Genomic DNA, 18,859 nt, shown 5'->3' with positions numbered 1-18,859 from the left:
ATAACTACTGCGCAGTAGATTTGCGCAGTAAAAAATAAATAATAAATTTCCGGCAAAAATAAGATGCCAGTAAACCGCAATGCGCTGATCCGCTACCGTACGATCGATAAATGCCTGCAAAACCGGTATAAGAAATGGACGCTCGAAGACCTGATCGATGCGTGCTCTGATGCGTTGTACGAATTTGAGGGGATAGACAAAGGCGTGAGCCGCCGCTCCGTACAGGCAGACATCGAGATGATGCGCAGTAATAAATTAGGTTATGAGGCGCCCATCGTGGTTGTTGACAAGAAATACTATACCTATTCGGAGAAAAATTACAGCATCACTAATAGTCCGCTTAACCAGCAGGACATGAAAGTGCTTACCGAGGTTTCGGGCCTGCTAAAGCAATTTAAAGGTTTCGGGCATTTCGCCGATCTGAACGAAATGGTGAGTAAGCTCGAGGACAAGATCTACACGCAGAAGACGCATAGTCCGCCGGTGATCGATTTCGAGAAGAACGATAACCTGAAGGGGCTCGAATGGATCGAGGTGATCCGGAAAGCGATAGTGGCTAAGCAAACCTTATGTATTACCTACCAGTCATTTAAAGCGAGAGACGCCAATACGTTTTGTTTTAGCCCTTACTTGTTAAAGGAGTACCGGAACCGATGGTTTGTGCTTGGCTGCCCGCACCGTCGCCATTCGCCGCTGCTGAACCTCGCGCTCGACCGGGTCCAAACCGTTACCGTTCACCAGGACGAATACCGGGAAAACACCGCCATAGACCTGGCCACCTACTACAGCGACGTGATCGGCGTGACCAAAACCCCCGGACAGCGGGATAGCGAAGTGGTGTTCTGGATCGATAACAGCAATGCCCCGTACCTGGTCACCAAGCCAATGCACCATACACAGAAACTGTTAAAGGAAGAAGAGAACGGAAAGATCTTCAGCATCCGGGTGATCGTTAATTTTGAGCTGGAAAGGGAACTGCTTGGCTTCGGGTCCAGGATCAAGGTGCTGGGACCACGATCCCTGGTATACCGCATCAGGGAAAACCTGAGAAGCGCGCTCGGTCATTATGGATTGGATGTGATAGAAGTTAAAGCACAAACCCCGGTATCTCACTGAAGATAGCGGGGTTTGTTCGTTTAGATATTATTATGTTTGTTCACACACGATAAAAAGTCGGCACACTCAAAAATAACCATCATGTCTACTAAAATTTGCCTGTTAATAACCCTATTGTTCCCATTATTAATAAAGGCGCAGACTGCAGAGGAAGTTATCAACAAAAATATTAAATACGGCGGCGGCGCAAAACTGTGGAAAACTGTAAGGACCATCACCTCCTCCGGGGAATACAATTACAGCGGGGCAAAGTTTCCCTTCCGCACTTATGCACAGGCGCCAAACCTGTATAAGTTTGTGGTGCCTTTGCAGGGGAAATATTATGCACAAGGCTTTAATGGCAAAAACGGCTGGAAGATCGATGCTTTTAAGAACGAAACGAGGCCGACTACCTTAACCGGTAGCGCCGCGCGTGCCATGGCCAACGAGGCGGATGTGGAAATTGAACCGGCATTGGTAAATTACAGGCTGAAAGGTCACCGGGCAACGCTGGAAGCGAAAACGGTGGTAGGCGGGAAGAATTGCTTTAACGTGAAGCTTGTTCGTAAAACCGGTGAAACGGAACATTATTTTTTTGATGACAGCACGTTCGAGCTGCGGATGAAAACAGCGGTGGCCAAGAACCCCGAAATGGGCGGTGAAGTGATCTCCACCACCTATAGCGATTACCGGAACGTTTCGGGACTGAAGTTCGCTTTTAAATCAGTAAGTAAAATGAAGGATCAGACGTTTTTGACGATCACGGTCGATAAGGTCGTGCTGAACGTGGCGATCGCCGCTAACGAGTTTGACAAGGTAACTAATTAATAAAGCGCCAACCCGAACTTTTCTTTTAAGTTTCTCATGCGTTTCTCATTTTAGCATAACACCGTTTAACGTCATGGTAAGGTCGGGAGCGCACCCGCGGGTAATTACCGGGCCGAAGCAACAGTGGTCGCCGGATCTTTGCCCGCAGCAGGCGCCTGCACGAACAATTCCTTTTTTATGGCAGAAATATCTGCTGCACGAACATAAGTCACGATATTCTGGTAAACCGAATGAAACCCGAAGTTTCCTTTGGTCATTTCGTTAATGGCGTCGTCCTTTGTCCAGTCCTGGAAAACCATGCGATACATGGCAACCAGCATCCCGGTACGGTCGGAGCCATGCCAGCAATGTATAAGTACCGGCCCTTTACGGTCGCGGATCAGGGTAAGTGCTTTCATTACTTCCGCATTATTAATGGCGGCGGCCTTCATCGGGATATGGTGTAACGCCAGCTTAGTGTTTTTTGCTTTCTTGCGGTCATTTCTCAGCCTTCTCAGGTTAATAACCTCGCGGATGCCGGTCTTTTCAAATTCAAAGAAATCGGTACTGCCCGGTTGTTCAGAACGGTACACACCTGTATCTACCTGGTGAAAGTTCCTGAGCTTGCCCATCTTTTGGATTTTTGCCTGCGCCGCTGTTTGTGCGTTTGCATTGTAAAAGGCAGTAACAGTACATACCGCCAATAGCCACCGTTTTATCATATGAACATTACGGATAAACGCCGCATAAATTATGTGCCGTTCTTTTCATGACACCGGGTTGACCAAGCTACGCACTCGGCTAAACACCCCTTCAAGGCGAATCTTTGTCGCCATCGTAACCGAGGATTGATAAAAAGAAAAATTTCCCTACCTTTGCAATCCTTCTTAACGAAAGGATCCTGGAGAGGTGTCTGAGTGGTCGAAAGAGCAAGCCTGGAAAGTTTGTATACTCGCAAGGGTATCGTGGGTTCGAATCCCACCTTCTCCGCCATCTGAATTGTAAAAACCCTGTTTATAGCTTATAAACGGGGTTTTTTCTTTTTGGAATCATGTAGGTAGTAGATTAGGTACGAAGGATCAGGCTTAAAAGTTTGGGAGCTATTAGCTGTCAGCTGTCAGCAATCAGCTTTGATTACACTGTCAAACCTGGAATACTACTCAGGAATAGCTCAACGTCAATTACTTATCTTATAAAGGTATACTTACGGGCTGAATGCTGATAGCTGACAGCCAAATCTACTCCCCAGAAATTCAGCTTGATCCGGTACGAACACGACATTGACGACATGTGATCCAAACATAAGCGAAACCGTCAAAGTGTATAAGCTTTCCGATAGTAGTAGCTTCGAAATTATAGGCAGGTATACTGGCGTATACCTTTTTACCACTGTTTTTACATCTGGAAAAAAGATATGTTTGCTGAAACAAGCAACATGACAACTCCCGTTATTGTAGCCGACTCGACATTCGTACGAAGCCTGGTTAAAGCAGGTTCTTTTAATTCTCGAGGCAGTAAAAAAAAGCGATACTGATAAGCGAGGCGGAAACTACGGCAATGACCAGCGAGATAATCAGTATAACATAAAGCTTTAAGCGTCAGTAATCAAATGTGATAATTTGTTCCAGTACTAAATAAAGTTATAATAAAACTTTAAAGGCTATTGCTTTTTTAAAATTTTCGCTCTACTTTTCAGTACGATAGATAACGCAGGGCTATTCAACATTTTTACAATCACTATCGGTTTTGTAATACCTAAACCTTATCCATTATATAAATGAAATCCTACTTAATATTGGTGTGCATATTGTGCTTTGGCCGCATAGTGAGCGCCCAAGAGCAATCGCCCGGCTCCCCATCTCCTTCTTTAGCAGTAGTCGCTAAATTAAGTGACTTGTCTTCCGCAATCACGATTTCGGAAAGTCAACGGGTCGCTCTTATCAGCTTTTTTACAAAAGAAGAAATCGTTGTGGCAACGCTTTCACGGTCTGAAACCACTCCGCAGCAAGTAGGCGCCTCACAAGAGCAGCTTACGGCCGAGTTTCGTGGGTTGCTTTCTAAGGAACAGCTTGCCGAGTACAGCCTTAAAAAAAGAGGGTCTCCTTACGCTCTCCCTAAGACGAAATAATCACAATGTCCTCGCCCGTACAAAATTAGCACAGCGAAATAAACAATTTGACTACGCGTTTCGCGATGGGCTCCTGAACTATACCCGCTGCTCCACCATCTTTATCGATAAGCGCTTGTTGCGCCGCTGCATCTGCATAACCTGTTAATAGCACTCTATATTCTCAAACTGAATTTTAATAATCGCCCGAAATGAAAAAAATAATCTCGTCTTTCCTGTTGATCATGGCATCCCCTCTAGTTTCCTGATCCGTCACCTTTTACAGTTAAGTTATGATCTTAAGATACGTCGCGCGAATGATCCTGCTGTCGATCACAGGGGTATGGGTATCCTCTGGCGCACGGGCACAGGCGACACTGAACCCTGGCCTTGACCTAGTAACGCCGCCCTCGCCAAACGTGCGGGCTATTAATAAGTTCGGCGGTATACCTGTCGGTCTCTCTACAGGGATACCATCGGTAAGCGTGCCGATCTATACCTGGAGCGGCAAAAACTTCGGGAAATCTGTGCCCATTTCGATTGACTACCATGCTGGTGGCGTAAAAGTGAATGACGCGGCGTCTAACGTCGGGCTCGGCTGGGCACTTACCGCAGGAGGCGTGGTATCCCGAAATGTTCGGGGTATTTATGATGAGTACCCCACAGAAGGGTTTCTTTATCGTACCATGCCCGCAAATACCGCGGCTGGTAACGAAACTTCCACCCCCAACAACAGCCGGACACTCTATCGGATGAACGCCAACGTAACCGATTCGCAATGCGATATCTTCAACTATTCGTTCGACGGGAAAAGCGGCCGTTTCGTTTACGGCCGCAGTGGCGATTCATTGTTCCTCGATCAGACAAAGATCAGGATGACCAAAAGGATTTCGACGATAAGCAGCAAGTCACTAATCTCCGGGTTCACCGGGGTGGACGAATCCGGCTACATTTATGTCTTTCAGGATTATGAGATATCCACCAATTTAACGTCGCCGGGTTACGTCTCCCAATACACTTCTTCATGGTACCTGAGCAGGATTTATAATCCCTCGAAAACCGATAGCATCGTATTCGAATATGACAATACTTCCATCACTGATACTTTCGGACCTTCCGGCTCGCAGGCATTGCCGATCGGAGGAACCGGTGAAGGGGAAGCGTATCTTAGCTATGGCGCTACCACGATAAACGTAAGCGGTAAAAGGCTTAAGAAGATCACCTTTCCGGATGGGAACGTGGTCGATTTTTACTACAGCAGTACGGTAAGGACAGATTTGCCTGGCGATTACCTGCTGCAAAAAGTCAAGATCAGTAAGGGGAGCGTAGTTTTCGGTTACACGCTCAGTCACGATTACTCCATTTCAGGGCGGGCTACGCTCAAAACCGTAACACCTATCGGCGGCTCATCTGAGACGACCGATAAGCCGTATACGTTCGAATACAATACCACTTACACCATTCCGGCGCGTGGCACTACCACGGGCGATCACTGGGGATACTATAATGGACCGATCCATACTTTTTTCCATAACGAGTGGATCCAGGATCCAGGTATGTCACTTGGCTGGCGCGAGTTGGGCGGTTCGAACCGCGACAGTGACCCGAATTATATTAAGGCCGGCTCGATGACCAAAATGACGTACCCCACGGGTGGTTACACCGTTTTTGAACTGGAGGCGAATACCGCTAAAGACAACTGGCTGAATGCCCGGGACACCATCACGGTGAATGCGCCCCCTACCACGGCAAAGAATATGTACCTGGGGATTAATAGCGGCAATTCTCCTGCCGGCAGCCAAACTTTCTATTTTGAAGGAGAGAGCAGCACAAATACCAAATTCGAATTCAAGATCAACCACCTGCAGAATACCAGCTGTACCACTTGTTCAGTAGTTTTCGAAATACGAAATCCCTCGAACGTGTTGATGGGTTCCCAGCAAGTATATTTCAGCGACGCTACCACCGATCCTTATTACGTCACCAAAACACTTACTTTAGGCAATCTGGTGAAAAACACCACCTATACTATTTACGCCTATACTACCAACCTCACTTCTTACTTCGAGCCGGCTGAAATAAACTGGACGGAGACCGGTGCGGGAAGCACTTCCCAAATGGTGATCGGCCATACCCAGCCCTATGTAGGCGGCCTGCGCGCAAAGCGCATTCTTGACTACACAGGCCCGGACACGGATCCTGCGCAGATAAAGGAATACGAATACACGAAGGATGACAATATTTCAACCTCGGGAGCACTGGGCTTCAGACCCACATACAGCTACCTGGTACATTACGAAAATAAGACCCCGGTATGGACCTCCGAAGATCCTTCGTATGCCGGCAACATTGCCTTTAACTTTGTTGTTCGCTCCACATCGGCCGTTAACGATATTACATACGTGAACGGAAGTCCGGTCACCTACTCACGGGTAGTAGAGAAAATAAGCAACGGCAGCAGCAGCCTGGGCAAAACGGTACGCTATTTCACCAACTTTGGAGATGCCGCTCCGGTGATACTGGATGTGTTCCCACAGGTGCCGGTGGAATATTCTCCTTGGTATTATGGCAAGCTGCTACGCGAGGATATCTACAACTCCTCAAACCAGCTGATCAAAAAGACGGTGAACGCTTACGAAGACAAACAGGACCCGGCCATGACTAACCCTACCCGCCTGGAGCATTTCCGTTCTGCTACGGTTACGGCTGTAAAATTCTCTTACCCGGGAATCCAGTATCCAAACACAACAACGATAATCAACCCGGGAGGCGACCCGCACTACCACCTCATGTCGAGCTTCTATCCCATCGCCGGTCGCAGCGAACTGGTAGAAACCAAAGTGACCGAGTATGCTTCCGGTTTCACCAATATGGAGACGGTAACCTCTTACGCATATGATGCCGACCACTATTATCTGAAAGAAACCAAGCTCGTAAACAGCCGCGGACAGGAGCGGCGCAATATACTCATCTATCCCAAGGATCGTATCAACGCCCTCCAGGATACCGCCGTTTACGGTCCCATGTACCGCCGCAACATGATCAATACCGTGGTTGGCGAAAAGCAATTCCTCGGCACACGTCAGCTCATCGAGCAGCGAAAGGCGTTTTATAACTGGTCGGCCGGCGTGTATGCGCCCAAAGAGGTGTATACCCGGCAGGGATATAATAGCGAAGAGCTGCGCTTGCGCTATAGCAATTACGATACCCACGGCGCGGTGATCTCCGCCAAACAGGAAAACGGCGTGCCGGTATGCTATGTATGGGGATATGGCGGCGAGTACCTGGTAGCTAAGATCACTAATGTGGATTATTCGTCGGTAAGCATGGCACTGGGCGGGTCCACAGCCATAGAAACCTTCAGGAACGACAAAACCCCCAGCGATGCTACCGTGGCCTCCTTTATCGCGCCGCTCAGCAGCCTTACCGGCGCGCAGGTCGAAAGCTTTACCTGGCATACCCTGCTCGGGCAAACCAGCCATACCGACGTGAAAGGGCTGAAGACCTATTACGAATACGACAGCTTCGGCCGGCTGATCAACATCAAAGACCGGGACGGAAATATCGTGAAAAGTTATAGCTATCACTACAAAGACTAATCGCCTCACATGAAAAAGACCTTTTTCTTAACCGGTTTTTTTTCTTTGCTGCTTGCGGCGACCGGTTCCTTCGCCCGGCAGCACGTCTCTACCGATACCTATGCGGGGCAGACACAGATCCGCTCTTCCGAGAGCATCCGCCTGTTGCCCGGTTTCAGCACCGGCGGCAGCGAGGTGAGGATAAAGATCGTTCCCACCTTCGCCGCCTGCACTCAGCTGAATGCTACCCCGTCGGCGACGCAGAACTACGTGGTGAGCTACGTGGTAAAAGTACCCGGCATCACCTCACAAAGCCAACTCGCCTCACTTAGCGGCTGCGAATTGTCACAAACCATTCAGTATCTGGACGGTCTGGGCCGCCCCCTGCAAACCGTGCAGACAAAGGCCAGTCCCGCCGGTAAGGACATCATTCAGCCGGTAGCTTATGACAGCTACGGGCGGGAGCTCGCCAAGTACCAGCCCTATACCACCTCCTCGGGCACGGCCGGGTCGTACCGCCCCTCCGCCCTCAGCGGCACCGGCGGCTATACCGGCAGCGAGCAGTATACTTTTTTCCAGCAGACCGGACAGGAATATACCACCACTACCACCCCCTTCGCCGAAAGCCAGCCCGAAGCTTCCCCCCTGGGGCGGCCCATGCTGCAGGGCGCACCCGGAACCGACTGGCAGATCGGCGCAGGCCACCTGCAGCGCGTGGAGTACGGCGCCAACAATACCGACAACAGCCATGCCTCTACCGGCTATCCGGTAAGGTTATGGCGCGCCGATACCGTGCCGACCTCCGGGCAGCTCTACAAACGCCGCCTGGTGCTTGAAACCGCCAACTCGGGCTATTACCCCGCAGGCGAACTGCGCCTTGTCATTACCAAAGATGAGAACTGGGCAAGTGGTGATGGCAAGAAAGGAACCGTTGAAGAATACACCGACAAGGAGGGCCACATAGTACTTAAGCGCATCTTCAACTACCTGCCCGCCACTTCTGCTATCGAGGTGCTGTCCACCTATTACGTGTACGATGACCTGGGCAACCTCAGCTTCGTGCTGCCCCCGAAAGCTAACGGCGACGGCGGGTCGATCAGCCAGACCTTGCTCGATAACCTCTGTTACCAGTACCGTTACGATACCCGCGCCCGCCTCATCGAAAAGCGCATTCCCGGCAAAGGCTGGGACCTGATCAACTACAACCTCCTCGATGAGCCCCTCTTCTCGCAGGACTCCGTGCAACGCACCACCACCGTTACCGGCTTCACCCCAGGCCAGTACCATACCTTTATTAAGTACGATGCGTTGGGGCGCACCATCATGACCGGCATAGAGCGCGAACGCACCTATAACCGCAGCCAAATCCAGGACCTGCTCAACGGCGCCACCGCTTTCTGGGAAGAGCGTGTAAGCAGCGGCGGATACCACGGATACTCCAACAACACCATTCCAACCCTCACCGCCAACCTAGACCCGTATGTGATCAATTATTACGACGACTACACTGCGCCGGGCATGCCCTACGCCTCCGTAGCATCCAGGTACAGCGCCAACACCAAAGGGCTCCTTACCGCCACCAAGACTGCGGTTATCGGCACTTACGGCACTTTCCTTTGGACGGTGTTCTACTACGACGACGAAGGCCGCGTTATCAAAACCTATAAGCAGCATTACAAGGGCGCAAACCAGCACGTAAATAACTACGACGAGATCGCCGTTACCTACGACTTTACCGGCGTGATCCTCTCCACCGAGCGGAAGCATTTTGTGAACAGCTCCGGTTCGGCAGCCCTGGCCCTGGCCACCGACAACTATACCGACTTCGACCATGCCGGCCGTAAGCTGGCCGCCTTCCAGTCCACCGGCGGAGGCAGCGACGTGGTCCTTTCCCGGATGCTTTACAACGAGCTCGGCCAGCTAGTCACCAAAAAGCTGCACAGCGAAAACGCCGGCAGCACCTTTTTGCAGGAGGTGGGTTACTCCTACAACGAGCGCGGGTGGCTCCGCACCAGCAGCGCCCCGTTATTTGCTATGCAACTGAAATACAACGACGGCACTACGGCGCAGTACAACGGCAATATCGCTAACCAGCTCTGGGGAACGCCCGGCAGCCTGGGAAACACGTTTACCTACGGCTACGACAGGGTCAATAGGCTTACCTCGGGCGTATCCGCCGGCACCGTGATGAGCGAGGACCTTTCCTACGATAAAAACGGGAACATCGCTTCACTGGTCCGCTACGACGGCGCCACCAAGATAGATGATCTCAGCTACGCTTACCAGGACTCCGGCAACAGCAACCGCCTGGGCACCCTGACCGATGGCAGCTCTAGCGGAACGGGTGCGCGCGTGGGAGCTTACAGCTATGCCTATGATGTGAACGGTAATGCCACCATCGATGCCCATACCGGCCGTACCATCACTTACAACTTTTTAAACCTGGTCCAGACGGTTAACAGTACCGGGGGCCTTACCTATACCTACGACGGCAGCGGCACTAAACTCCGCAAGGTGAGCAACGGAACGGCTACGGATTATATCTCCGGCATCCAATACACCGGCGGCACCCTCGATTTCGTGCAGACGGAGGAAGGTCGTGCGCTCAACAGCAGCAATACTTATAGCTATTACTACGACTTGGAAGACCATTTAGGCAACGTCCGTGTTAGCTTTTACAAAAACCCAACTACCGGATTAGCCGAAAGCACCCAGGCAGATAATTACTTCCCTTTCGGGATGCGGAAAGTTGCGGCGGGAGGCAGCAACAAGTACCTGTATAACGGGAAGGAGTTACAGGAGGAGTTGGGGCAGTATGACTATAAGAGGCGTTTCTATGACCCTGTGATAGGTCGTTTTACAAGCGTAGACCCTATTGCAGAGCATTTCCCCTGGATGACATCGTACCAGTATGCATCTAATAACCCTTCTTCGAAAATAGATCTTGATGGTTTAGAGGGGTTGTTTCCCTTTATGGAACCTGCTTTAATGTTCGGCAACTCGTCCTGGGTTCCGAGGATGGCCCCTATGGCCGAGGCTTCCAGGATTCCGGGAGGACTACGGAATTTAGCTAAAGCGGGTGGTGAGGTTGCTGGAAAAGCAGTTGGCGAACTTATCAAAACAGCGGAAAGGGCCGTAAAAACCGAAGAACATCATTTAATGCCGAAGGAGTTTAAGGGAAATGAGGTAATCGATGCAGCGAGAGAAGGCGGGTTTAAATTCGAGGGCGCAGAGAATAAGATCTCTCTTGAGAAATTTAGCCGTGCAACAGGTGAAGGGCAGCACGGAAATCACCCGAGTTATAATGAGACTATTGGCCAAAAACTAGCTGACTTTGTGAAAAACAATCCTGAATATAGTACAACTGACGCTCTGAAATTCGTAAGAGGGTTAACCCAGGAAATGCGGCAAATGATCGAAAATAATCCCGCAGTAAAGGTCAACGAGCTCTTTAAAGTAAAATCAATTGCTCCTTCTGATAATACAAAAGTGATACAGCCTAAAATACTTCCCGCAAAAAAAGAGGAAGAAGAAGAAAGGCCTTACAATCCCTATTATAATTAGACAAGGTTAGTGGCTGGTGAGAGATCATAGCCACTAACCTGTTCTTTCTCTAAGCGCGTTTGCAGGCGTTTGCTTACGTAAGTATCGGAAGTAAACTTGCCGATCTGAAAGAAATCCAGGGCTGCATCAAATTCAGGCAGCAGTTTGATCTTCTCTGCCCAGATAGCCAGCGTGTGTTGAGGGTTATCCTTTTTAAGTCGTTCTTCCTTATTTAGCAGGTCTTCCTTTGAGTCGATCTTGATATATCCGATGTTGTGGGTAAACGTCTTGTATATAAAAAAAGAGGAATTGGGATAATCGACAAATCCGGTATAATCGGAGATAATATGCATCCAGTAATACCCTTCCAATGACTTTCCTTTGTACTTCAGTCCTGCAGGATAAAACCGTATCGGGCAGGTGTTTGCTGCTTCAAAAATCGTCTTCACCTTGTCACTCACGATCATGCCCCGGGCTGATAATGCGTTGCTTAAAAAGTCAGTTGGTTTACTCTTTGCATGCAGTACGAAACTATCGAGATCGGGAGTAAAATCGGGGAACTCCTGCCAACACCTGAACAATTGCCTGGTTGCATTGGGGCCTTTTGTATCATACCCTTCTGACATCTTTTGTACCTGCGGATAAACCAGGCCGGTCTCCTTTGAAGAAGATGGGAAGTTGAGAATATAATAGGTTGTTGCAGGCATTGCTTTTGTTATTTACCGTAGTTCTTCTTTGTCTTGTAATCGCGGATAATGAGGTCCATATACTCGAATATGCGCTTCTTTTCATCATCCGGCAGCGTTTCCAGCTCGTCCAGGCGTTTGATCATCTCCTTATCGTAGGAGGCGTTCAGCCCTTCCCCCAACAAATAATCCACCGACACCTCAAAGGCTTTGGCAAGCCTTGCGATCACCTCGATCGAGGGCGAGTTGTCGCCGCGCTCATACTTTCCGATCATCACCCTGGAGGCTTCAATAGCTTTGGCAAGATCATCCTGTGACCAGTTCCTGGCCTTTCTCAGCTGTATAATACGATCCCCGATGTTAACCATTGTTATCTAATGTTACTGCTTTATTGGGTTATGAGGCAAAAATAGGCAAAGGTGTTTATCAAAAGAAATAAGTATTGTTTGCAACAATGAAAAACATCCGCTACATTTGTTCCACATGTTTATCATAAAACTTTTTATTATGAAGCCCGAACTCACCACCCGAACCATCCGCGTGTACAAGAAATACGGCGCCACCAACCAGCAGCGCCCTCATGTGACCATGACCGGTTTATGGCTTGAGCAGGCGGACTTTAAACCCGGCGATTATGTGAACATCGAGGTAGAAGAAGGCAAACTGACCCTGTCACGTACCAAGTGGGTGCCGGAACAGCCTGCAAAGAAATCCCGTAAAAAATGACCATCGCCGAGATCAAGCAGCAGCTTACCCTTGCCGAAGTGCTGCGCCATTACGGCCTGAAAGCCGACAAGCAGAACCGGCTGCACTGCCCGTTCCATGATGACAAAACGCCGAGCATGCAGCTTTATTACAAGACGCATACGGCATACTGTTTCAGCGGGAACTGCCCCACGCACGGCCATAGTATGGACGTGATCGAGCTGGTTCAGCGCCTGGAAAAGCTGACCAAACACGAGGCTTTGGAGAAATGCAAAACCCTGATCGGCGGAGACAGCGCAGTCCAGGTACACCCTGCCGCCGAGCTGACCAGAACGGCGGTACTGACCCGGCAGTTCACCTACTTCAAAAACGCGGTGCATAACTCAAAACCTGCCCAGGATTATATCGCCGGGCGCGGTCTGGACTTCCGAAAAACGGAGATCGGCTACAACGCCGGGCAGTTCCACCACGGGACGCGCAAGGAAGAACACCTGGTGCAAAGCTGTTTGAAATACGGCCTGCTGATCGATAAGAACCTGACCAATAGCCGTACCGGCGAAAAAGCTTACCAGCCCTTCGGTAAATGCTGCCTGGTGTTCGCCCTGCGAAATAATCAGCACCAGATCAGCGGCCTATACTTCCGCAGTACCGTGAATAACGACCACGCTAAACACTTTTACTTAAAAGAGCGGAGCGGGCTCTACCCGGGCTACCCGGATCCGGCGACGAAAAAGCTGATCCTGACCGAAAGCGTCATCGATGCCGCCACGCTATTGCAGCTTGACCCGGTTACGGCAACCTATAGCGTCCTTGCCGCCTACGGTACCAACGGGCTGAACGAAGAACACCGGGCGGCCATTAAAGCACTTGCCGATCTGCAAGAACTCATCTTCGCCTTCGACAGCGATGATGCCGGACAAGCTGCCGCCCGGAAATACGCCGCAGAACTGCACGGGGAACTGCCCGCCCTTAAAATCTCGACCCTTGCCCTGCCGTGTAAAGACGTGAACGAAACGGCACTGGCTCACCAGGATCAAGCCCTGTTCAGCCAGCTGCTGGCCGAGCGCACGGATCTTTTTCTTTCAACTGAAAATCTATCAGCTGAAAAAGAAAAACCTGCCCCTTTCCAACCAGTTCCCGAACCGCCCAAAGAAGCCCCCGCCCTGAACGTGGAAAACCCCTGGAAGCTAAGCTTCCGGACGGATACCGCCCGCTACTATATCCTGGGCGGCATCTCCAAACTGCCCGACAGCCTGAAAGTTACTTTGGCCATCGAAACCGAAAGCGGCAAGAGCCGCGTAAAGCTCGACCTGTACGAAGATAAACAGGTGGAAAAGACGGCAAGGGAAGCGGCCGAAAAACTCCACATAGATACTTACCAGATGGAAACCGACCTGCACAAGCTGACCGATCTATTAGAAAGCTACCGCGAACAGGAACTCCTTAAAAATCGTGAAACGGATCCGGGCGAAGAAGTACTGACGCCTTTAACCGCGCTGGAACGCGAGCAGGCCGAAGCCTTGGCGAAAAGCCCGTCGCTGATCACGGAGTTAAGCGAGCTGCTTGGCAAAACGGGTATCGTAGGCGAAGAAAACAGCCGGTTGCTGCTGTTCCTGATCGCCGCCAGCTATAAGATGGCTGAGCCCCTTCACGCGCTGATCCAGGGCAGCTCCGGCAGCGGCAAGACGCGTTTGCTCCGGCAGATCTCCGACTGCATGCCGCCCGAAAAAGTGACCCGGTTGACCCGCGTGAGCGATAAGGCGCTGTACAACTACCCGAAAAACTTCCTGATCAACCGCCTGCTGTGCCTGGAAGACATGGACGGGCTGCCCGAGGAAGCGGGCCTGGCCTTCCGCGAGCTGCAGAGCAATGGCGAGCTGATCTTGTTTGAAAGCATCGTGCTGAAAGTGGACGAGCTGGACGGATCGCTACGCGCCTTCTTTGAGCGATTGAAAGGTTACCTTGAAAAAACGTATCCGGGTAACCACCAAAAAGCGGAGTTCAGTTTGCTGGAAGTGCGGCAGGCGTTGGCCCTGAGCAAGACGCAGCTGTTCCGCTATGTGAATGAACTGACTGCCTTAGAATACCTGCGCCAGTCCGGCGGTTACGCCAACCGGGGCTTTAAATACCGGATCGTGTACTGGGACAACTACCTGGCGATCCGGGAAAAGATCCGGGCGCACCTGGAGAACCAACTGGACGCGCTGAAAGCTGGAACACCACGGAACACCAGAACTGATAAAAAACGCATAATGGAGCATGTAAAGGCCGTTTTTGTCGCTAGCGTTCCAAGTTCCAGGAATATGTGCAAGGGAGCCTTTACAAACCGTCATACACCTATCACCTATGATGCCGCTGATCACTGACTTTAAGGCTTACCTAACCAGCGCCGGTTATGGCAAAGGCAGCGTGTCGCTGTTGCCGGCCATTGCCTCCGACTTCCTGGAACACTGCGCACTTACTGATATCCAGTTGACCGAGCCTCACCACGTTCATCTTTATCATCATCACCTGGGCGAGCGGCCAGGCAAACACCGTTCAGGCGGGCTAAGCGAAACGTATATCCACCACCACGTTTACGCCCTGCGGGTGCTCTTGCCTGGCTGGAAGAAACGGGCGGGATCGATCATAACCCGATCAGCGCGATCCGCTTCCCCAGGCCCGAAAGAAGTAGCCGGAAACCGCTTGCTCCCGATGCTATAGAAAAGCTCTTTGCCGCCTGCCGGACGATGCAGGAACGTGCGGTACTGCACCTGTTCTACAGCTGTGGCCTGCGCAGAAACGAGGGCGAAGCACTGAATGCAAGAGACGTACACTTTGCACAGCGATTGCTGTACGTCCGTTCGGGTAAGGGAGCCAAACGGCGCGTGGTGCCGATGCCTGCCCAGGTGGCCGCCGACCTGGAGAACTACTATATGCAGGAGCGTGCAGATCACCAGGAACGTGCCTTTATGCTGAACAAAACCGGCGGAAGAATGAGCGGCCAGGGTTACCAGGGCGTTCTTTCGGAACTGCTCGAAAGAGCGGGTTTGCCGCCAGGCACTACGCTGCACCACCTGCGTCACTCGATCGCTACGCACCTGCTGGCCTCGGGCGTGAGCATGGAACTGCTCCGGGAGTTCCTGGGCCACTCCTGTTTGGAAACCACGCAGATCTATGCCGGGATAAGCCGGCAGCAACTCTTAACCCTTTAACGATGAATGAACTACATGATTACCTGTCGGAGCGCTACGCAGCACCGACGGCCCGGCTGTACGCCCGTGAAATTGAGATCTACCGAAGTAATTGCCCTGGTGCAGACCAGGCCGGCTTTAAGGAGGTGATGACCTATATCGGCCGGCTTCGCAAACGTTACCCCAATGCCGGCACGGTTCGCCGGATCCTGTGCAGCCTGAAAGCGTATTACCAGTACCTGACCCTGGCCGGAAAACGCACGGACAACCCGGCGGTATCTGTACGTTTGCGCGATCCCATCAGCACAGATATCCAGCTGCAGGACCTGTTAACCCCGGACGAGCTCGGGCAATTACTTCACAAAGAAGAACGGTATACCCTGTTGGCCACACGAAATAAAGTACTTATGGGCCTGCTCATTCACCAGGCTTTGCAGCCCCGCGAACTGGAAGATCTTCGTACAGAAGATATCGATCTGGAAGCGGGAACGGTCCGGGTCCGGGCGCAGGCGAATACTAACGGGCGAACGCTGTCGCTGAGGGCCGCCCAAGTACTGCTGATGCTGAACTACCTGCAGGTGATCCGGAAACAGCTTCTTGATGGCAGGCAAAGTGATCGCTTCCTGGTCGGATTGCGGGGTGGCCACCTGCTCGCCGCCGACATAATCAAACATGTAACGAGCCATTACGGCAGCCTGTTCCATCCCCGCAAAGTGAGCTGCCGGACGATCCGGGCCAGCGTGATCACAAACCTTCTTAAAGCAGAAAAGGAACTGCGGGCGGTACAGGTGTTTGCCGGTCACCGAAAGATCAGCGCGACTGAAAAGTACCGGCAGGACCAGGTGCAAGCTTTGCACAGCATCATCCAGGCACGGCACCCGATGAAGTGAACTACAGGCTTTAATTGCAGTGTCCGAAGTTCCCCACTGCCGTTGGTGCGGAGGCAAAGGATATATCATCTTCCTCTTTTTGTGTACGGCCTTTTCGCCTGCTGCCCGGCTATGAGGATAAGGGCCGAAAAGCACTAACGTGATGGTGAAAACGGATCGTGCAGGCCCTTGTCCTCATGGCAGGGTTGGACGGGTGCAGTGTCCCTGCTTCGGAGGATGCCGTTGTTCTCCCCGGCCAGGCTGGCACTGCCCCTAAAGCGCCCGGGTGGATCTTCAAAGGGAAACGATCATTGGTTAAGGGCAGGATCTTCGCGAGCCGTCCTGCGAGTGGAGCGAGGGTGAGCCGGGAGAAGCGCGAGGCACGAGCGCGACCGGCGCATATGTAGGAGGCCGGGCCGAACGAGGACTTCAAGGGTAAACGGATCGTCCCGGCCCGGGCGAACTACACGAGGGCGGCCATGCTGCCGCAGGCAACAAAACAAGGTCGCCCGAAGCCCGAGCGACCCGCAGGCGAGCCAAGCAATAAGGCGGCGGCTGGATGCGAGGAACGAGCAGACAGAGGAGCCGACTATGAGGACGAGGAAGGAAGGCGAAAGACATGACAGCACGGTAGGCGCTGAACGATTGCCTGATGGGTAAACGATACTTCAAAGTGCCGGACGGGCTGGCGTGGCTTTTGCGCTGACTGACGAAGACGAATGCCGCTTTTCCTGCCGTGAATGGAACCGGGATACTGATCCAGAACACGCGCACTTCTTTCTTTCAATTGAATAATCTTCTTCTTTCAGCTAAAAAAAATACCTGATCCCCTTTAACTGAACCTGCCACCGGTCTTTTTTCTTTCAACTGAATCTGAAATCCTGTTCTTCTTTCTTTCAACTGAAAATAAAAATCCTACCTTCAAGGCAAAGAAACTCCGGCGAAAAAAGGCGTGCGAGACGCTGAAAATCGCCTGGAAAACCGGTTCGGGAGGGAATAAGTACCTTTATAATGGGAAGGAGATACAGGAGGAACTGGACGGGCAGTATGATTACGGGGCGAGGTTCTATGATCCGGTAACGGGGAGGTGGAATGTGGTGGATCCAAGTGCAACCAGTTATAAAAACACGTCGCCCTATGTATACGTGAAGAACAATCCGCTGAACAGCATTGATCCTGATGGCAGAGATCTTATCGTCCTAAGCGCCCCATCCCATGTATACCGTTTGGGACATGCTGCTGTACTCATTGGAAATACAAATACGGGGTATGATTTCTATTCTAAAAATGGCACCAATGAGAATGCTGGGATGGTTGGCCCTTCCAACAAGAACCCAGTAGTCGCACGTCATTATGATACGTTACATGATTTTTTGAACAGTAAAGATAATAAAGATGAGAATGGTGCAACCGTTTATAAAAAAGGGTACGAAATCAAAACAGATGAAAAGAAGGATGAAGAAATGAGGAAAGCGGCAGCTGAGCAAGTGAAAGGTGATTATAATGTTTTTTGTGCAAGCTGTATAGATGTTGCTAGCGATGCGTTGAAAACCGCGAAATTAGATCCTGGCTATATGCCGTTAACCCCTCGAACAAACTTTCAAAAAGTGTTGCCACCGGTTCCTAATGATCGATTTGTTAGAATAATGACGAATAACGCAGGGGGACGATTGCTTACATTACCTACTAAATTCGGACAGATGCCAAATGGTACCGCTACCGTTGATATAGAAGAAATGAAAAAATTAAATGGTATACCAGGACAAGGGAAATAATGAAAACAGCATTAAATCATGTCAATTTTTACGCATTGATATTTGTCTTTGCTTCCTGCCTCTGTTCTTGTAACCTGGCCCTGACAAATGGCCACCTTGGCGCAAGCAAGGATATTAACGATGCTAAGAAACGAGAGGTGTTCGTATGCGAATATACATCTCCTACGAACCCTTATCGGATCAATGACACGCTTTCTATTCCCGTCAGATCCGCGTGGTTGGAACACCAATGGCGATATAAGGGGTTGTTTAGCGAAAAATCTCAAATTGAGGATAATGGGTATCAATTAATAGTTATCTCTGACAATAAAAATCTGAAAGGGTTATACGAGACGTGGACCATTGGCCTTACTTCTGAGAGTTACTTTAGGCCTGCAGCTAATGATGCGATGATTACAGACTTTGAGACACTACCGAGCGATAGCGTGCTTACTTGGAAGGTCCAGCAGGGCCGCTATTTATCAAAGAGTTACTCCAAGAATGTTATAGGCAAGTTCGAGTTAAGAAAAGTAAATTAGAAC

Annotated in this window: 15 protein-coding genes and 1 tRNA gene; 13 read left to right on the top strand and 3 right to left on the bottom strand. The window is 50.8% G+C overall.

Annotated elements, in window-relative coordinates; all coding sequences use genetic code 11:
* Window positions 1-63 precede the first annotated feature (63 nt).
* Together GS398_RS01320 and GS398_RS01315 are read left to right on the top strand one after the other, a co-directional pair.
* Complete coding sequence (locus GS398_RS01320) at window positions 64-1,116, top strand: helix-turn-helix transcriptional regulator (protein WP_160904939.1); 1,053 nt, start codon at window positions 64-66, stop codon at window positions 1,114-1,116.
* An 81-nt stretch (window positions 1,117-1,197) separates the two neighbouring features.
* Complete coding sequence (locus GS398_RS01315; protein WP_160904938.1) at window positions 1,198-1,923, top strand: hypothetical protein; 726 nt, start codon at window positions 1,198-1,200, stop codon at window positions 1,921-1,923.
* Between the two features lie 104 nt (window positions 1,924-2,027).
* Here the strand turns inward: GS398_RS01315 and GS398_RS01310 are convergent, their stop codons facing one another.
* Window positions 2,028-2,624: a tyrosine-protein phosphatase gene (locus tag GS398_RS01310; RefSeq protein ID WP_202405918.1), complete on the bottom strand. Its 597-nt coding sequence runs from the start codon at window positions 2,622-2,624 to the stop codon at window positions 2,028-2,030.
* A 181-nt stretch (window positions 2,625-2,805) separates the two neighbouring features.
* Here GS398_RS01310 and GS398_RS01305 point away from each other — a divergent pair.
* The 4 genes from GS398_RS01305 to GS398_RS01290 all read left to right on the top strand — a co-directional run bounded on the left by GS398_RS01305 (window position 2,806) and on the right by GS398_RS01290 (window position 11,151).
* Window positions 2,806-2,895 (top strand) — tRNA-Ser (locus tag GS398_RS01305).
* A gap of 784 nt (window positions 2,896-3,679) precedes the next feature.
* On the top strand, window positions 3,680-4,030 hold the full coding sequence (locus tag GS398_RS01300) for a hypothetical protein (RefSeq protein WP_160904937.1): 351 nt from the start codon (window positions 3,680-3,682) through the stop codon (window positions 4,028-4,030).
* 272 nt (window positions 4,031-4,302) lie between these two features.
* A complete protein-coding gene (locus GS398_RS01295; RefSeq protein ID WP_160904936.1) occupies window positions 4,303-7,608 on the top strand; it encodes a hypothetical protein in 3,306 nt (1,101 codons plus the stop codon).
* Window positions 7,609-7,617: 9 nt separating this feature from the next.
* A complete protein-coding gene (locus GS398_RS01290; RefSeq protein ID WP_160904935.1) occupies window positions 7,618-11,151 on the top strand; it encodes a DUF6443 domain-containing protein in 3,534 nt (1,177 codons plus the stop codon).
* Here GS398_RS01290 and GS398_RS01285 read toward each other — a convergent pair.
* Window positions 11,148-11,837: an imm11 family protein gene (locus GS398_RS01285; protein WP_160904934.1), complete on the bottom strand. Its 690-nt coding sequence runs from the start codon at window positions 11,835-11,837 to the stop codon at window positions 11,148-11,150. The genes GS398_RS01290 and GS398_RS01285 overlap by 4 nt on opposite strands.
* Before the next feature lie 8 nt (window positions 11,838-11,845).
* Window positions 11,846-12,184 carry a helix-turn-helix domain-containing protein gene (locus GS398_RS01280; protein WP_160904932.1) on the bottom strand — a complete coding sequence of 113 codons (339 nt, stop codon included), beginning with the start codon at window positions 12,182-12,184 and terminating at the stop codon, window positions 11,846-11,848.
* Between the two features lie 139 nt (window positions 12,185-12,323).
* Between GS398_RS01280 and GS398_RS01275 the strand changes: the two genes are divergently transcribed.
* The 7 genes from GS398_RS01275 to GS398_RS01245 all read left to right on the top strand — a co-directional run bounded on the left by GS398_RS01275 (window position 12,324) and on the right by GS398_RS01245 (window position 18,856).
* Window positions 12,324-12,542: a SymE family type I addiction module toxin gene (locus tag GS398_RS01275; protein ID WP_160904931.1), complete on the top strand. Its 219-nt coding sequence runs from the start codon at window positions 12,324-12,326 to the stop codon at window positions 12,540-12,542.
* The gene (locus GS398_RS01270) at window positions 12,539-14,887 is read left to right on the top strand and encodes a toprim domain-containing protein (RefSeq protein WP_202405917.1); all 2,349 of its coding nucleotides are present in this window, start codon (window positions 12,539-12,541) and stop codon (window positions 14,885-14,887) included. Before GS398_RS01275 ends, GS398_RS01270 begins: the two co-directional genes overlap by 4 nt.
* Entirely contained in the window at window positions 14,868-15,224 is a 357-nt protein-coding gene (locus tag GS398_RS01265; protein WP_160904930.1) for a hypothetical protein, read from the top strand. Before GS398_RS01270 ends, GS398_RS01265 begins: the two co-directional genes overlap by 20 nt.
* A 26-nt stretch (window positions 15,225-15,250) precedes the next feature.
* Window positions 15,251-15,715: a tyrosine-type recombinase/integrase gene (locus tag GS398_RS01260; RefSeq protein ID WP_160905937.1), complete on the top strand. Its 465-nt coding sequence runs from the start codon at window positions 15,251-15,253 to the stop codon at window positions 15,713-15,715.
* A 2-nt stretch (window positions 15,716-15,717) separates the two neighbouring features.
* On the top strand, window positions 15,718-16,584 hold the full coding sequence (locus GS398_RS01255; RefSeq protein ID WP_160904929.1) for a tyrosine-type recombinase/integrase: 867 nt from the start codon (window positions 15,718-15,720) through the stop codon (window positions 16,582-16,584).
* An 815-nt stretch (window positions 16,585-17,399) separates the two neighbouring features.
* Window positions 17,400-18,338, top strand: coding sequence for an RHS repeat-associated core domain-containing protein (locus GS398_RS01250; protein ID WP_160905939.1), 939 nt, complete (start codon window positions 17,400-17,402; stop codon window positions 18,336-18,338).
* Window positions 18,338-18,856 (top strand): hypothetical protein, encoded by a 519-nt coding sequence (locus GS398_RS01245; protein ID WP_160904933.1) that lies wholly within the window; start codon window positions 18,338-18,340, stop codon window positions 18,854-18,856. Before GS398_RS01250 ends, GS398_RS01245 begins: the two co-directional genes overlap by 1 nt.
* Window positions 18,857-18,859 lie beyond the last annotated feature (3 nt).

It is taken from the genome of Hufsiella ginkgonis (genome assembly GCF_009834915.1).
Classification (GTDB): domain Bacteria; phylum Bacteroidota; class Bacteroidia; order Sphingobacteriales; family Sphingobacteriaceae; genus Hufsiella; species Hufsiella ginkgonis.
The sequence above is the reverse complement of the archived record's forward strand: the minus strand, read 5'-3'. Positions and strand labels throughout refer to the sequence as shown.

Coding starts and splice junctions, on each gene's coding strand:
- GS398_RS01320 (WP_160904939.1), top strand. CDS start 64: ATGCCAGTAAACCGCAATGCGCTGATCCGCTACCGTACGATCGATAAA.
- GS398_RS01315 (WP_160904938.1), top strand. CDS start 1,198: ATGTCTACTAAAATTTGCCTGTTAATAACCCTATTGTTCCCATTATTA.
- GS398_RS01310 (WP_202405918.1), bottom strand. CDS start 2,624: ATGATAAAACGGTGGCTATTGGCGGTATGTACTGTTACTGCCTTTTAC.
- GS398_RS01300 (WP_160904937.1), top strand. CDS start 3,680: ATGAAATCCTACTTAATATTGGTGTGCATATTGTGCTTTGGCCGCATA.
- GS398_RS01295 (WP_160904936.1), top strand. CDS start 4,303: ATGATCTTAAGATACGTCGCGCGAATGATCCTGCTGTCGATCACAGGG.
- GS398_RS01290 (WP_160904935.1), top strand. CDS start 7,618: ATGAAAAAGACCTTTTTCTTAACCGGTTTTTTTTCTTTGCTGCTTGCG.
- GS398_RS01285 (WP_160904934.1), bottom strand. CDS start 11,837: ATGCCTGCAACAACCTATTATATTCTCAACTTCCCATCTTCTTCAAAG.
- GS398_RS01280 (WP_160904932.1), bottom strand. CDS start 12,184: ATGGTTAACATCGGGGATCGTATTATACAGCTGAGAAAGGCCAGGAAC.
- GS398_RS01275 (WP_160904931.1), top strand. CDS start 12,324: ATGAAGCCCGAACTCACCACCCGAACCATCCGCGTGTACAAGAAATAC.
- GS398_RS01270 (WP_202405917.1), top strand. CDS start 12,539: ATGACCATCGCCGAGATCAAGCAGCAGCTTACCCTTGCCGAAGTGCTG.
- GS398_RS01265 (WP_160904930.1), top strand. CDS start 14,868: ATGATGCCGCTGATCACTGACTTTAAGGCTTACCTAACCAGCGCCGGT.
- GS398_RS01260 (WP_160905937.1), top strand. CDS start 15,251: ATGCAGGAACGTGCGGTACTGCACCTGTTCTACAGCTGTGGCCTGCGC.
- GS398_RS01255 (WP_160904929.1), top strand. CDS start 15,718: ATGAATGAACTACATGATTACCTGTCGGAGCGCTACGCAGCACCGACG.
- GS398_RS01245 (WP_160904933.1), top strand. CDS start 18,338: ATGAAAACAGCATTAAATCATGTCAATTTTTACGCATTGATATTTGTC.